At 42.6% G+C, this 13,282-nt stretch carries 13 protein-coding genes, 2 tRNA genes, 2 pseudogenes and 1 riboswitch; of the genes and pseudogenes, 4 read left to right on the plus strand and 13 right to left on the minus strand.

Going from position 1 to position 13,282, the window contains the following annotated elements; genetic code table 11:
- Window positions 1–133: 133 nt before the first annotated feature.
- Window positions 134–207, minus strand: a tRNA-Gly gene (locus tag LWH95_RS19265).
- Between the two features lie 13 nt (window positions 208–220).
- A tRNA-Arg gene (locus LWH95_RS19270) sits at window positions 221–297 on the minus strand.
- 334 nt (window positions 298–631) lie between these two features.
- Here LWH95_RS19270 and LWH95_RS19275 point away from each other — a divergent pair.
- Window positions 632–1,486: a manganese catalase family protein gene (locus LWH95_RS19275; RefSeq protein ID WP_060398045.1), complete on the plus strand. Its 855-nt coding sequence runs from the start codon at window positions 632–634 to the stop codon at window positions 1,484–1,486.
- Window positions 1,487–1,551: 65 nt separating this feature from the next.
- Here LWH95_RS19275 and LWH95_RS19280 read toward each other — a convergent pair whose 3' ends face one another.
- From LWH95_RS19280 to LWH95_RS19315, 8 genes are all read right to left on the minus strand, one after another.
- The gene (locus LWH95_RS19280; RefSeq protein ID WP_232920172.1) at window positions 1,552–2,640 is read right to left on the minus strand and encodes a glycoside hydrolase family 26 protein; all 1,089 of its coding nucleotides are present in this window, start codon (window positions 2,638–2,640) and stop codon (window positions 1,552–1,554) included.
- Between the two features lie 18 nt (window positions 2,641–2,658).
- Window positions 2,659–3,606 (minus strand): mannose-6-phosphate isomerase, class I, encoded by a 948-nt coding sequence (gene manA, locus LWH95_RS19285; RefSeq protein ID WP_232920173.1) that lies wholly within the window; start codon window positions 3,604–3,606, stop codon window positions 2,659–2,661.
- Window positions 3,603–4,502: an ROK family protein gene (locus LWH95_RS19290; RefSeq protein ID WP_232920174.1), complete on the minus strand. Its 900-nt coding sequence runs from the start codon at window positions 4,500–4,502 to the stop codon at window positions 3,603–3,605. The genes manA and LWH95_RS19290 overlap by 4 nt, the downstream gene beginning before the upstream one ends.
- A 30-nt stretch (window positions 4,503–4,532) precedes the next feature.
- A complete protein-coding gene (gene gmuR / locus LWH95_RS19295) occupies window positions 4,533–5,246 on the minus strand; it encodes a transcriptional regulator GmuR (protein ID WP_003240639.1) in 714 nt (237 codons plus the stop codon).
- Between the two features lie 137 nt (window positions 5,247–5,383).
- Window positions 5,384–6,781 carry a 6-phospho-beta-glucosidase GmuD gene (gene gmuD / locus LWH95_RS19300; protein WP_232920175.1) on the minus strand — a complete coding sequence of 466 codons (1,398 nt, stop codon included), beginning with the start codon at window positions 6,779–6,781 and terminating at the stop codon, window positions 5,384–5,386.
- A gap of 18 nt (window positions 6,782–6,799) precedes the next feature.
- On the minus strand, window positions 6,800–8,125 hold the full coding sequence (gene celB, locus LWH95_RS19305) for a PTS cellobiose transporter subunit IIC (protein WP_148983351.1): 1,326 nt from the start codon (window positions 8,123–8,125) through the stop codon (window positions 6,800–6,802).
- Between the two features lie 18 nt (window positions 8,126–8,143).
- Window positions 8,144–8,476 carry a PTS lactose/cellobiose transporter subunit IIA gene (locus LWH95_RS19310; protein ID WP_232920176.1) on the minus strand — a complete coding sequence of 111 codons (333 nt, stop codon included), beginning with the start codon at window positions 8,474–8,476 and terminating at the stop codon, window positions 8,144–8,146.
- Window positions 8,476–8,787, minus strand: a complete 312-nt coding sequence (locus LWH95_RS19315; RefSeq protein ID WP_232920177.1) for a PTS sugar transporter subunit IIB — start codon at window positions 8,785–8,787, stop codon at window positions 8,476–8,478. The genes LWH95_RS19310 and LWH95_RS19315 overlap by 1 nt, the downstream gene beginning before the upstream one ends.
- A 176-nt stretch (window positions 8,788–8,963) precedes the next feature.
- A riboswitch (purine riboswitch) is annotated at window positions 8,964–9,063 on the plus strand.
- A 54-nt stretch (window positions 9,064–9,117) separates the two neighbouring features.
- On the opposite strand from LWH95_RS19315, the gene pbuE reads away from it, so the two are divergent.
- Entirely contained in the window at window positions 9,118–10,284 is a 1,167-nt protein-coding gene (gene pbuE, locus LWH95_RS19320; protein ID WP_060399991.1) for a purine transporter PbuE, read from the plus strand.
- Window positions 10,285–10,297: 13 nt separating this feature from the next.
- Here pbuE and LWH95_RS19325 read toward each other — a convergent pair whose 3' ends face one another.
- Entirely contained in the window at window positions 10,298–10,888 is a 591-nt protein-coding gene (locus LWH95_RS19325; RefSeq protein WP_232920178.1) for a YdhK family protein, read from the minus strand.
- A 177-nt stretch (window positions 10,889–11,065) separates the two neighbouring features.
- Complete coding sequence (locus LWH95_RS19330; RefSeq protein ID WP_232920179.1) at window positions 11,066–12,043, minus strand: HD domain-containing protein; 978 nt, start codon at window positions 12,041–12,043, stop codon at window positions 11,066–11,068.
- A gap of 85 nt (window positions 12,044–12,128) precedes the next feature.
- Between LWH95_RS19330 and LWH95_RS19335 the strand changes: the two are divergent.
- A pseudogene (locus tag LWH95_RS19335) lies at window positions 12,129–12,392 on the plus strand (GNAT family N-acetyltransferase); the annotation flags it as partial.
- Window positions 12,385–12,453: pseudogene (locus LWH95_RS19340) on the plus strand (DUF4944 domain-containing protein); the annotation flags it as partial. The pseudogenes LWH95_RS19335 and LWH95_RS19340, both read left to right, overlap by 8 nt.
- A 136-nt stretch (window positions 12,454–12,589) precedes the next feature.
- Here the strand turns inward: LWH95_RS19340 and LWH95_RS19345 are convergent.
- The gene (locus LWH95_RS19345) at window positions 12,590–12,961 is read right to left on the minus strand and encodes an iron chaperone (RefSeq protein ID WP_232920180.1); all 372 of its coding nucleotides are present in this window, start codon (window positions 12,959–12,961) and stop codon (window positions 12,590–12,592) included.
- Window positions 12,962–13,282: the final 321 nt, after the last annotated feature.

Raw genomic sequence — 13,282 nt, forward strand, 5'->3', positions numbered from 1 at the left:
CGTTCGTCCTGAGCCAGGATCAAACTCTCCGATAAAGTAGTTTGACTGACTACGCACATCGCTGTGCGATTTATTTAAAAATGAATTAACAGGTACGTTTTGTCTTGTTTAGTTTTCAAAGATCATTCAATAATGGAGCGGGTGATGAGAATCGAACTCACGACATCAGCTTGGAAGGCTGAGGTTTTACCACTAAACTACACCCGCGTGGTATTTTTATTGGCGCGCCCGAGAGGAGTCGAACCCCTAACCTTTTGATCCGTAGTCAAACGCTCTATCCAATTGAGCTACGGGCGCTTATCAAGCGACTTAACTATCATACTATCATTTGCTGTTGAAGTCAAGAAGTTTTTTTAAATGTTTTTTGAAGTTCGAAGCTTTTTAATTCGACCTTACTTATTATACACATTTTTAAAAACTTGTAAACACCTTAGAAAAACTTTTTTGTTTTTCGTGTTGTTGTGTGCTGTTCATCAGCGACGTTTAATAATATACCATGTGTAATTTCTGCGGTCAATACTTTTTCTATATTTTTTATTGAATTCTTTTACGGGCTTAGATATGCGTATATTTTATCTCCCTTTACAAAGGATATAAGAAATCAATCACTAGAAAAGAAATGAGGCGTGTTATGTATTACTACAAAGAAGAACTGATAAATATCATTAAGCCGGACAAGCCAGACCCGGCAGCCGCTAAGGTGCTGCAGGAAATATTAGGCGGACATTACGGTGAAATGCGTACGATGATGCAGTATTTTTTCCAAAGCTCTAATTTCAGAGGAAAACAGAAACAGTACCGCGATCTGCTCCGTGGCATTTTTTTAGAGGAGATTGCCCACGTTGAACTGGTGCAAAACACAATTAATGCTTTATTAGATGAATCAGGCGGTGCAGGTGTCGGCAGTCAAGGTGCAGATCAGGCACCACTTGATGAAGCGATTAAACATGCTAATCCTCATCATTATATTATCGGGGCGCAAAGTTCCCTTCCTGTTGATGCAGGGGGCAATCCGTGGAATGGGTCATGGGTGTATAACCACGGAAACTTAATCACCGACCTGTTGGATAACTTGCTTCTTGAGTCAACAGGAGTGCTGCAAAAAACAAGGATTTATGAAATGAGTTCTAATCAGACGTTTCGGGAGACACTTGCTTTTCTGATTGTACGCGACAATGCTCACCAGAATGCATTTGCCAAAGCGCTCGAGACATTGGGCGTTGAGTGGGCTAAGCTCTTGCCTGTGCCAAATTACGACATTAATAAATATCCTGAGTGCAGAAAATATGTCGAATTAGGCTATCACAATGCACAATTTAATTTCAGATTGGATGAGACAAGAATCGGCGAAATCTATCAAGGAACATCTCCGAGCAGAAATGGCGGAGAGTTACAAGTAATAGAGCCTCCGGCAGGGTTCCCTGTACCAATGCTTCCGGAAATGCCAAATGAACACAGTCCTGGGTTAGGCGATATGAATGCCTGATTAGAGTATAAAGGTGCTCAAGAAACTTCTTGGGCACCTTCTTAAAGTGTGACAATGCATCGTATTTATTCAACGATAGGCGTTAAAGAATCACCGTTCCATATCTCTCCCTTATTGAGTGTCCAGCGATCATTATATAAAGCTGAAGCACCCTTATTTTCAGCTGGGCTCCACCCATCATTCCAAGCCAGAAAGTAAATCGTTTTAGGATATTTTTGTTTTATTGCATTGATCAACAGGCTGTAATCGAAGCTGCCGTTTGCTGTTTGCGGGCCGACTTCTGTAAAGGCAAATGGTTTATTAAGCGCTGTTAGCTGATCGTAACCGTCAATAGAATATGCATCTTGAAAATAAGCATCTAATCCGACAATATCCACGTAAGATGCACCCGGGTAAAAATCGGTTTTAAAATCTCGGTTGGCGTCGGGAGAGTAGACCCAAAGCAAATGATCAAGTCCTCTTGTATCGGTCATATAATGATAGATTTTCTTGTAGAGCTGTTTATATAGAGAGATTCTTTCATTATCCTTTTGATTATATGATGTAAGTCCCCACCAAAACCATTCACCGTTCATTTCATGCAGCGGCCTGAACAGAACAGGCACGCCATGATTCTCCAGCTCTTGAAGTCCGTCAGCAATTTTGCTGAGCATGGCATTCAGCCGCTTCCCTTCTGCTGTTGAAGAATCTAATATGTTTTTATACTGCTCATTAGTAATCGCAGTTTTAAAATGCCCTGACTGAAAAGCCGGATTTGCCAGATGCATACTGATTTGCGGGATTCCTCCGCTTTTCCAATACGAAAGTAAATCGCTGTTGCAGCTTACATCTATTGAATCTTCAATATTTGTCGTTTCAAGCCACCCTCTGGCATAATCACAGCCGTAAATAGCAGGTGATTGTCCGGCAGCGCTTCGGATTCTTTCAGCCTCAGTCATAGAGAATGTGTCATGACTGTACCCTCCAAACGCTCCGGAAAGGACTTTGTTTTCTGTTCGATTCGGCAGATGAGCCAGCCAATTCATCACTGATTTTGTTGTCTGCTGTGCATTTGGATTTACAGGCGACACAGTATGCGCTTCAATCGGTTTTGCCAAAACAGCAGACGCTAGTAAAAAGAAAATGAGCAAAGAGATCGTATGTTTCTTAAACAAATGTCATTCCCCCGTTCATTAAGGATGAGATATCATCAACTCACATGTTCCTTCTATTGAAAACTCGCCAAAATGCGCAGGCAAAATAAAGTGTGAGCCTTCATTACACTCATACTGAATACCATTATTTACGATTCGTCCTGATCCGTTCAGAACACTCCCCAGCAAATAGGTTTGATGAGAAGGAAAATCAGCTCGGCCGCTAATCTTCCATTTGTACACTGAGAAATAATCTGATTGTACATAAACAGTGATCACCGCGTTATCAACTTCTTTCACTTCCGGTGTATGCACTTTATCGTTATACGGTATCGTTATGACTTCCATGGCTTTTTCTATATGAAGAGTTCTTTTTTGGCCCTGGTCATTACAGCGGTCATAATCGTATACACGATACGTTGTATCAGAGTTTTGCTGGATTTCAAGGACAAGGGTTCCCTCACATAAAGCATGGAGCGTACCACTTGGCACATAAAAGAAATCTCCGGGCTTGATTTTGATGCGCCTCAGCAGACCGTTCCAATCGCCGCTTTCCATTTGCCGTTTAAAATCTTCCTTTGTGTTTGCGTGATGGCCCAAAATCAGTTCTGCATCTTCTTTGCAATCAATAATATACCAGCACTCCGTTTTCCCAAGATCACCGTTTTCGTGCAGCATCGCATAATCATCATCAGGGTGTACTTGCACGGAGAGATCCATATTGGCGTCCAGCAGCTTCACCAGGAGCGGAAACACCTTTCCATCTGGAAAACCGAAAACCTCCGGATGATCCTGCCATACTTGGTCTAGTGTCTTACCTGCCAGTAGGCCGTTTTGAACAGCCGACGAGCCATTGGCATGTGCAGAAACAGCCCAGCACTCACCTGTTTTTTCTGAAGGTATCACATAGCCGAAGGTATCACGAAGCGCTGTTCCACCCCATATCCTTTCTTTAAAGACAGGCTCCAAAAATAAAGGGTGCTTCATGACCGTACCTCCCCAGATGCTGTTTCTGCTTGTAAGGCCTGATCCGCTAAAACAAGCGTGCCGATGATTCCGGCATTCCTGCCTAAACGGGGAGGAACGATATACGAACTTATCAATTCTGATAATTCAGAAAAATTCAAGTAGCTGTTCATTATTTTCGGTACGTATTGATAAATATAAGGAAACACTTGTTTCTGATTCATGACGCCGCCGCCAAGAATGATTTTTTTAGGTGCAAGGATCAAAATATACTGAGCCAGCGCTTGGGCAATATAGTACCCTTCCAGTTCCCAAACTTGATTGATATGTGCTAAATCAGCAGCTTTTTTTCCCCAGCGCGCTTCTATGGCAGGACCGGAAGCCAAGCCTTCAAAGCAGTCCTTATGATATGGGCACTTCCCTTGGTATACGTCATCCGGGTGCCGGCGGATATAAATATGGCCCATCTCTGGATGTGACAGTCCCTGAAGAAGCCGGCCCTCTACAATTGCCCCTGCACCAATGCCAGTTCCAATCGTCATATACAGGCAGCTGTCGAGGTCCTTCGCTTCACCGAAAAGGAATTCCCCCAACGCCGCAGCATTGACATCCGTATTAAATCCGACTGGGATTTTCATTTCATTTTTTATAGTTTGCAAAAAGGGATAGTGTCTCCAGCCCGCTTTCGGCGTAGCCGTAATGGTTCCGTATGTTTTATTGGTTTTATCGGTATCCACAGGACCAAAGGAGCCGATGCCGATGGCCTGCAATGAGAATTGGCGAAAATATTGAATCACTTTCTCTATCGTTTCATCCGGCATCGTTGTAGGAATCTCTACTCGGTCAATGATCGTTCCATCTTCTTTACCTACGGCACAAACAAATTTTGTGCCGCCTGCTTCAATACCGCCAAGCATGCAGATGGCCTCCTTGTGTTATCTCCGCGATCAGCGCCGAATGTTTACCGAGGTGACAACAAATTTGTCATGCCGATGACGTGAAAAGGAATATTCAAATGGCATGCCATTATCTAAGAAGCCTACATGTTCGACTTCCAGAATTGGATCATCCTGTTTGCAGCCCAGATGCTGCTGGTCAATATGATCAGATTTGCAGGCCCTGATTTTCCGATGCGTTCCGGCGATTTTGAGCTGCAGCTCGTTTGTGATGTGGTTGTAGATCGAATCATGAAGGACATCATCATTAATGCCCGGTATTAAATGAGTCGGCATATAAGTTTTTTCCAATACATATGGTTCTCCCTCTACAATCCGCAGCCGAACGACATAATAAACGGGTGTTTTCTGATCAATAGACAAATGGGCAGCCACTTCCTCTGTGGGAAATTGCACTTCAAACTGAATGACCTTGCTTTTGATTTCCTTATCTTTCAGCAAGTTGGTCAATCCGAGGATTTCATTACTCACCACATGGACATGGTCATCCTGTATCGCTGACTGAATAATAAACGTGCCGTGGCCTCGTTTTCTGAACAGCAGCCCTTCTGCAACTAAATTATCCAAGGCTCTTTTCATCGTCATGCGGCTTGAGTTGAACTCTTTGGCAAGAGAAACTTCATCGGGAATCGGCTGATCGATCGGATAGACGTTATTTTTGATTCTATTTCTCATTTCATTTGCAATGATTTCGTATTTATTCATTGGTATCCTCCGGCAGCGTTAGAGTTTGATATCACATAAGCTTTTACGGATATCATAAGTTCTTTTCCCTATTTCATCAATGTTGCGGCTGTTCGTGTTCTCTATTCATCATGATGATTGCCGGAAGACCTGTACATCTAGAAACCGTGTTGCTCAGCAACCTTTTTGAACCATTTTCCGCTCTTTTTGACGGTCCTTTCTCCGTCTTTCTCGAGATTGACTGATACAAACCCATAGCGGTTTTTATAGGCATTTGTCCAAGACCAGTTGTCCATAAACGTCCATAAATGATAGCCTTTTACGTTTGAGCCTTCCTGTATGGCGCGGTGAATCCATTTGAGGTGCTCTTTTATAAATTCAATCCGGTAATCATCTTGAATAATGCCTTGTTCATCCCTGAAGCGTTCTTCGCCTTCAACCCCCATGCCGTTTTCGGAAATAAAGCACTCGATGTTCCCGTAGTTTTCTTTTAAATTGATCAAAATATCATAAACGCCTTTTTCATAGATCTCCCAGCCGCGATGCGGATTCATTTTGCGGCCCGGCATGACGTAAGGATCAAAATACCTGTCCGGCAAAAAAGGAGCGTCGGGATTTGGAAGATGTTCTTTTGCTTTTACACGTCTCGGCTGGTAATAATTCACACCCAACAGGTCAACTGTATTGTGTTTAATGACCTCAAGATCTTCTTTCTTATAGTCAGGCACAAAGCCTTCATTCTTCAAAATGTCAACCAGCTCTTTTGGAAATTCACCTTTGACAGATGGGTCTAAAAAGGATCTGTTAAAAAACGCGTCAGCTATTTCCCCTGCTTTCACATCTGCCGGATGGCTGCTTCTCGGGTATGAAGGCGTCAAATTTAAGATGATGCCGATTTTTCCGTCCTGCTTCATCTCCCTGTAAGCCTGAATCGCACGGGCACTTGACAGCATCGTATGAAAACCGACCTGGACGGCCTCTTTAAAATCCACCTTGTTTGGATAATGAAAATCATATAAGTATCCGCCTTCTACAGGCACGATCGGTTCATTATGCGTGAACCATTTTTTCACCCGGCCGCCAAACAAACGGAAACACGTTCTTGCATAGTTTTCATAAGCGTCAACCGTTTCTCTGTTTACCCAGCCGCCGATTTTTTGAAGTTCCATCGGCATATCAAAATGAAACAAATTGACAAAAGGTTCAATATCGTTAGCGATGAACTCATCAATGACACTATGATAGAAATCGGCGGCTTTATCATTGAGCTCGCCTGTTCCGTCCGGTATTAAACGCGACCAGGAAATCGACATCCGGAACGAATTGTGGCCCAGCTCCTTCATCAGCCTGATATCTTCTTTATACTTGTCGTAAAATTGAGATGTGGCTGCGGGTCCGACATGATCAAAAAAACGATGCGGTTCTTTTTCAAACCAATAATCCCATATATTCTGCCCTTTTCCGTCTCTATCGGCGGCACCCTCCGTTTGTGTTGCTGAAGCGGATGATCCCCACCAAAAATCTTTCGGAAAACGATATTGTTCTGTTTGTGTCAAGCTCTCTCTCCCCTTATGTCACATTTTAATACTGTTATCATTTTGCTGAGCTGTTTCCTGAACAGCCTGTTCTTTTTCTTTTGCCAGATTTAATTTATCCATTGCTTTCAGGAACGGAAACCATATCACGAAGACAATCAGCAGATTGACAAGCTGCATCACGCCCCCCATGATCGAGTTCGTCGCCATGATGCCATTAATAAATAATGGAACTGTCCATGGCACCGTAACACCAGTCGGAGGCGGAACGAGCCCCGCTGACATGGCCAGATAGGTGACGAGCGTAACAACCATCGGCGCCAAAACCCAAGGCACAATAATGATCGGATTCATGACAATCGGAAGCCCAAAGATAATCGGTTCGTTCACGTTAAAAATACCGGGAGCGAGGCCAAGTTTTGATACTTGCTTCATCTGCCTGCTTTTCATGAATATGAGAATGGTAAACACAATCGCAAGTGTCATCCCTGTACCGCCCATCCCAACGGTATAAATCTCCATAAACGGTTTTGAAATAATATGAGGGATTTCTTTTCCCGCTGTGTAAGCAGAAAGGTTTTCGACCTGCAGTGTATTCCAAATCGGGTCCATCACGGAGTTGATAATGATCTGTCCGTGCAGACCGAAAAACCAGAGGATTTGAATGAAAAACACGGCAATTAACGTCGGAATGATACCGCTTCCAAGTCCGACAAGCGGAGCCTGAATCGCATGATAAATGACATCGTGCATATTTGTTTTAAAAAGCTGAGTCACCAGAACGTTAATCAGCAAAAACACGGTCAATGTAATAAAAGCCGGAATAAGTGCGGCGAATGATTTTGCTACAGCAGGCGGAACACCTGCAGGCATTTTGATCGTCAGGTTTTTTTGAACGATTCTTCTGTAGATTTCACCAGAAAGAAATGCCGTAATCATGCCAAGAAACATCCCTTTTGCACCGAGACGGTCGACCGGGATAACGCCTGTAATGGCATCTCCTGTTTCCGGCTGAACGACAAATGGCGTTAAGAGCAAAAAGGAAACCAAAGCGATTGCGCCGCCAAATACAGCTTCGACCTGATAGCTTTTTGACAGGTAATAGCCTATCCCGAAGACAACAAAGACAGACATAATGCCCATCGTCGCCGTAGACGCAATGCCGAAATGAGACTGAAACGCCGTAAGCATTGAAGCATTCATGATTTTGTTTAAGAACGGCAGGTTCGTTAACACCACAAAAATGGACCCGAATATCGTAAGCGGGAAAGCCAGCATAAATGCATCACGCAGCACTTGCAAATAGCGGTTATTGTTTAACCTCCCTGCAATTGGAACAAGGAATTGGCTGATTTTCTCGAACACCCTATCCACCCCGATTATTTATATATTCTTTGTTTTAAAGAGATCAAGCAGCTCTTTCACTAGTTCTTTCATGGTCAATGTTGACATCAAATGATCCTCCGCATGCATGAGCAGCAATGAGAAAGCGGCTGCTTCTCCGCCGGATTCTTTCTGTATCATTTGAAAGTGAATATCGTGGGCTGCGGATAAATCATGCTCAGCCTTGGCAATGAGGGCATCAGCCTCCTCCTTGTTCCCTTCCTTATAGGTGCGCAGTGATTGTATGATGGCGCTGCGGGCATTGCCGCTGTGCAGGATAAGCTGAAAACTGATTTGTTCGTCAGTTAAATTCGTAATTTTCATCTGTTCCATTATTGATCCTCCATTAAGGACAATGCCTGCTCATATGCTTTTTTGCCATCTGCCATTCCGTAGGCCATCATGTCAATGACTTCAACCTGAATGTTGTATTGATCTGCCTCTTTTTGCAGTTCGCTTTTCAGAAAGCTCATTTGCGGGCCGATCAAAACAGCATCCGCCTTTTTCATGTCTTCTTTCGCCTTATCCTGGCCGACAGCCCAAATCTTTGCTTCTTCTCCGATGGAGTGTGCATATTCCTTCATTTTTGTCACCAGTAGACTGGTTGACATTCCAGAGCTGCACGCAAGTAAAATTTTTTTCAACTGCTATCCCCCCTTGTGATTAAAACGCTTACAATTTTTATTATAGTCATTTATTTTTAAATGTCTATACTTTTAGAAAATAAATATAATCATATATTTTCAGAGTTCATCGCTTTGTAAATTTTTCTATGGAAGATTCATTCATAATGTGATACACTCATCAACGGAAACGAATCAATTAAATAGCTATTATCACTTGTATAACCTCAATAATATGGTTTGAGGGTGTCTACCAGGAACCGTAAAATCCTGATTACAAAAATTGTTTATGACATTTTTTGTAATCAGGATTTTTTTATTTATCAAAACATTTATGTAAAGGAGTTTGTTATGAATTTTAAAGTTTTCCTGCTTGCAGCTTCTACGATTGCAGTCGGATTGGTTGAGTTAATTGTGGGAGGAATTCTTCCTCAGATTGCAAATGATTTAGACATTTCCATTGTCTCAGCCGGGCAGCTGATCAGTGTGTTTGCGTTGGGATATGCAGTGTCAGGGCCGCTGCTTTTGGCATTGACTGCGAAGATTGAGCGAAAGCGTTTATATTTAATTGCCTTATTTGTTTTCTTCCTAAGCAATCTTGTGGCCTATTTCAGCCCTAATTTTGCGACGCTGATGGTGTCAAGGGTATTGGCTGCGATGAGTACGGGGCTGATTGTTGTGCTTTCCTTAACGATCGCCCCGAAAATTGTAGCGCCTGAATACAGAGCGCGCGCAATCGGAATTATTTTTATGGGATTCAGTTCTGCTATCGCATTGGGCGTGCCGCTCGGAATCTTAATCAGCGATTCCTTCGGATGGCGCATTTTGTTCCTTGGCATCGGACTTTTGGCGCTAGTCTCCATGCTGATTATTTCAATCTTCTTTGAAAAGATACCGACGGAGAAAATGATTCCTTTCCGGGATCAGCTCAAGACGATTGGCAATCTGAAAATCGCGAGTTCACACCTCGTCACGATGTTTACATTAGCGGGGCACTACACGCTATACGCTTACTTTGCGCCGTTTTTAGAAGAAACTCTTCACCTGAGCTCTTTCTGGGTCAGCATTTGTTATTTCCTTTTCGGGATATCTGCTGTATGCGGAGGCCCTTTCGGAGGAGCGCTTTCTGACCGGCTTGGTTCCTTTAAGAGCATTTTGCTGGTGACCGGTTCCTTTGCCATCATTATGTTCTTACTGCCGCTGTCAACATCGTCTATGTTTTTCTTTTTGCCTGTCATGGTGATTTGGGGACTTCTGAGCTGGAGCCTCGCCCCCGCTCAGCAAAGCTATTTAATTGAAATTGCACCAGATTCGTCTGACATTCAGCAAAGCTTTAATACGTCTGCCCTCCAAGTCGGGATTGCCCTTGGCTCAGCGATTGGCGGTGTTGTTTTGGATCAGACAGGTACTGTTGTCTCAACGGCATGGTGCGGCGGTTCAATTGTCATTATTGCTGTCCTGTTTGCCTTAATTTCTTTAACAAGACCTGTTCAGACAGCAAAAAAATCCTCCTTGTAAAAGGAGGATTTTTTTATGATTTAGCTGAAAGCTCGTCTTCTGTGACCCATTTGTGGTTTTTCACTTTTTCACCGCTAGTTGTCGATGTATAGTCAACCATGTATACGGTTGTTTTTTCGGCGGAGTCGATCTCGGCTGTTGCTCCCTTCATGCCTTTCATATGAGAAGCCTCTAAGATCACCTGATCTCCGGGGTTTAATGTTTTATCTCCCGCATCTTTTATCTCTTCTTGGATCACCCATTTGTGATGATCCACGCGCTGTCCTCCGTTTGTCGGAGTGTAAGAGACAACATACGCCGTTGTATCATAGGCGCCTGTCACTGTAGCTTCGGCGCCTTTCATGCCTTTCATATGAGATGTATTGATGATCACTTGGCTGCCTACTTTATATTTCGGATTTTTAGATTCCTGTAATCCCTCTGGAACATCAGCTGATCCGGAATGCTCCATTTCTTCATGTGATGAGGAATTTGAATGATTTTCATGAGTGTTTTCTTTCGTGCTATTGTTATTGCCGCATGCTGATAAAACAAAAACAAGAGATAACATCAGAATTCCCAGTGCTTTTTTAGAGACTTTCATGTTCATTCTCCTTTGCTTCATTATTTACTGTAATTTTCCCGCAGACCATAAAATGCAAGCAAACATGCCCTCTCGATAATACTATACCCCCGAACGGTATGTAAATACGCTGATATTCTCATAAAATGTTCCCGCAGTTTGTCCTATTCCCCTTGCTTTGCATGGCCAAACATGGAAAAAGCCGCTGTTACGCGGCAATTAGTGATGTAACACTTTTATATACACACCTTTTTTCGCTTTTTGATAAGCGGCCTCTCCCATTTTTCTGACGTTTTCCGATACAGCTGAGGCTTTGACCCATTCGTCATGATGAAAAATGGATGGATCGATGAGGCGCATTTTCTTCTTTTGATGGAAATCGTACTGGATGTCATCTTCTTTTACTTGAACGCGGGGATGAATAGGTTTAAGCAAGCTCAGTACTTCTTCATTTTTTGAGGCATGCAGGATGTTGAGTACCTCTTGATCCGTTTTCAGCAAATCTTCTGCGGATATGACATTGTGCCGCAACGCAGCCTTCAACGTTCGTGCTAAATATTCATATCCAAATACATTCACGGGATTCAAAAAGAAATCAATCACTTCCTTGTAATACACCCCGACAAACCATTCGGCGGCTTCGATACCGTCCGGAAACATCCTACCGTTTCTCACAATAAGATGATCCAAAAAGGTTTGCGCTTCGTGCAGACTAATGTGGCCATATCGGTACATGTCGCGCAGCGTATAGTCTATCCGATCGGCACAGAGCTCCGGTGCGGGCTGTTCGAGCAATGTCCATCTCGTATCGTCTGATAGAAGTTCTTCGGCATCATAACCGTGTTTTTTTAGAATTCCCGGAATCTCAGAGGGAACAATGACTTGTTGAAAGATGTTTTCATGATAGTCTTCCGATACATTTTCAAACACAACATCAACCACATGGGAAAAAGCCGTGTGTGACACATCGTGGAGCAGGCCTGCTATCTGTTCCTCTATTGTTCCTCCCAGCTGTTTGATGAGGAGCATCACACCGATGGAGTGCTCATACCGGGTCACATCCCACTTTCGATTAACTAAAAAACTTGCTCCGCCTTGATAGATTCCTTTTAATCTTTGCACAGGAGCGCTCTTGATAAGTTCTTCCAGCACTCCGTCTATATCGTGCTGTCCGTAAATGTCATCGTTGATTTTCATGCCTTCACCTCTATATCTATTTTCTTATTGTTATTTATTGTATATTGATAGTACACATGCAATCTTTCAATAGAGGAGTGTTACGATGATCATCATCCCAAACAATGAATTACCGAAACAGATGATGGCCGATTTTTTTGCCAAGCATTGGGGTACACCCGAGATGGTGATTTCCAGCGGCATTTTTCGTTGTAATGAATTAGATGGTTATGCCGCTGTAGATGAGAGCGGCGAAATCATCGGTTGTATTACATACGTGATAGACGGGAAAGATTGTGAAATTATTTCATTAGATAGTATCATTGAAAAGAAAGGGTTTGGCACTGCTTTACTGCAGCAGGAAGTGGAAGCAAGGTGATCATTATTCCGCAAGTCAGTTTACGCTTAATGAAAAAACCTTGTTTGACTAAAAGCAACAATAGTTTATCAGGAGCGAAATTTTTAAAAATACAAATTAAAAGGCATAACAAATTTCATATAACTAATAGGTTATGCCTTTCTTCTTTACAATGACATATCATTCATTCCTAAAGCTATTTTATTTTTTTATTTCCGCCAAAAAGTGGAGCAGTTAGCCTTGTCTCGAATATTAAATTCAATCATTTTTTCAAGTAGCGGGTAATCAACTGGGCCATTCCAAGGGATACGTATCAGCTCCTTGGTATAGTCATATCCGGCCTTTACAATATCATCCTGTACATGCCTTATCGTCACACTTTCAGGGGCGACAGCTAAATGCTTTTTAGATACACTAAAGCCAATAATAAATGTACCATGATCCGTAAACATTGGTTGATTCCATTTTATTTCTGTATGTAAATTTGGATATTTATTTTTTATCCAAGTCAACACTTCTTCCGTTCTTTCTCGGTGGAACGGGTCATCAATCCCCGCTACATATTCAGAAAAAACATCCATGTTGTTCCCTCCTCAAATAAAATGATACCGTTCAGAGAAGTTCATTAAAACTCCAAACGGAACCGACCAGACACGTACTTAAACAATCCTATTTCCAAATGTAATACTTAAAAGAATCCTGATTGTTCAAGAAGTAAGCGGGTTGTTTCTATGTGACTATAGCAGTTATCAGTCCGCCTCCCCACAGAAGCTATTCCTCCAATTTATTCTTTAGCACTATCGCTCTTTCCTTCTAAAAGTTCTCAGAATAGAACTGCTTCTTTAAGGATAGCCAGCAGTCAATTCGTCTTGTAAATCCAATCTTTAAAATCGATTAATACT

This window comes from Bacillus sp. G16 (genome assembly GCF_021282335.1).
Lineage (GTDB): Bacteria > Bacillota > Bacilli > Bacillales > Bacillaceae > Bacillus > Bacillus inaquosorum.

Bases quoted from the DNA above. Each gene is read 5' to 3' on its own strand.
- LWH95_RS19325 (WP_232920178.1), bottom strand. From the start codon at position 10,888: ATGAAGCAAAGGAGAATGAACATGAAAGTCTCTAAAAAAGCACTGGGA.
- LWH95_RS19330 (WP_232920179.1), bottom strand. From the start codon at position 12,043: ATGAAAATCAACGATGACATTTACGGACAGCACGATATAGACGGAGTG.
- gmuR (WP_003240639.1), bottom strand. From the start codon at position 5,246: ATGAATAAATACGAAATCATTGCAAATGAAATGAGAAATAGAATCAAA.
- manA (WP_232920173.1), bottom strand. From the start codon at position 3,606: ATGAAGCACCCTTTATTTTTGGAGCCTGTCTTTAAAGAAAGGATATGG.
- LWH95_RS19275 (WP_060398045.1), top strand. From the start codon at position 632: ATGTATTACTACAAAGAAGAACTGATAAATATCATTAAGCCGGACAAG.
- pbuE (WP_060399991.1), top strand. From the start codon at position 9,118: ATGAATTTTAAAGTTTTCCTGCTTGCAGCTTCTACGATTGCAGTCGGA.
- LWH95_RS19310 (WP_232920176.1), bottom strand. From the start codon at position 8,476: ATGGAACAGATGAAAATTACGAATTTAACTGACGAACAAATCAGTTTT.
- LWH95_RS19345 (WP_232920180.1), bottom strand. From the start codon at position 12,961: ATGGATGTTTTTTCTGAATATGTAGCGGGGATTGATGACCCGTTCCAC.
- LWH95_RS19290 (WP_232920174.1), bottom strand. From the start codon at position 4,502: ATGCTTGGCGGTATTGAAGCAGGCGGCACAAAATTTGTTTGTGCCGTA.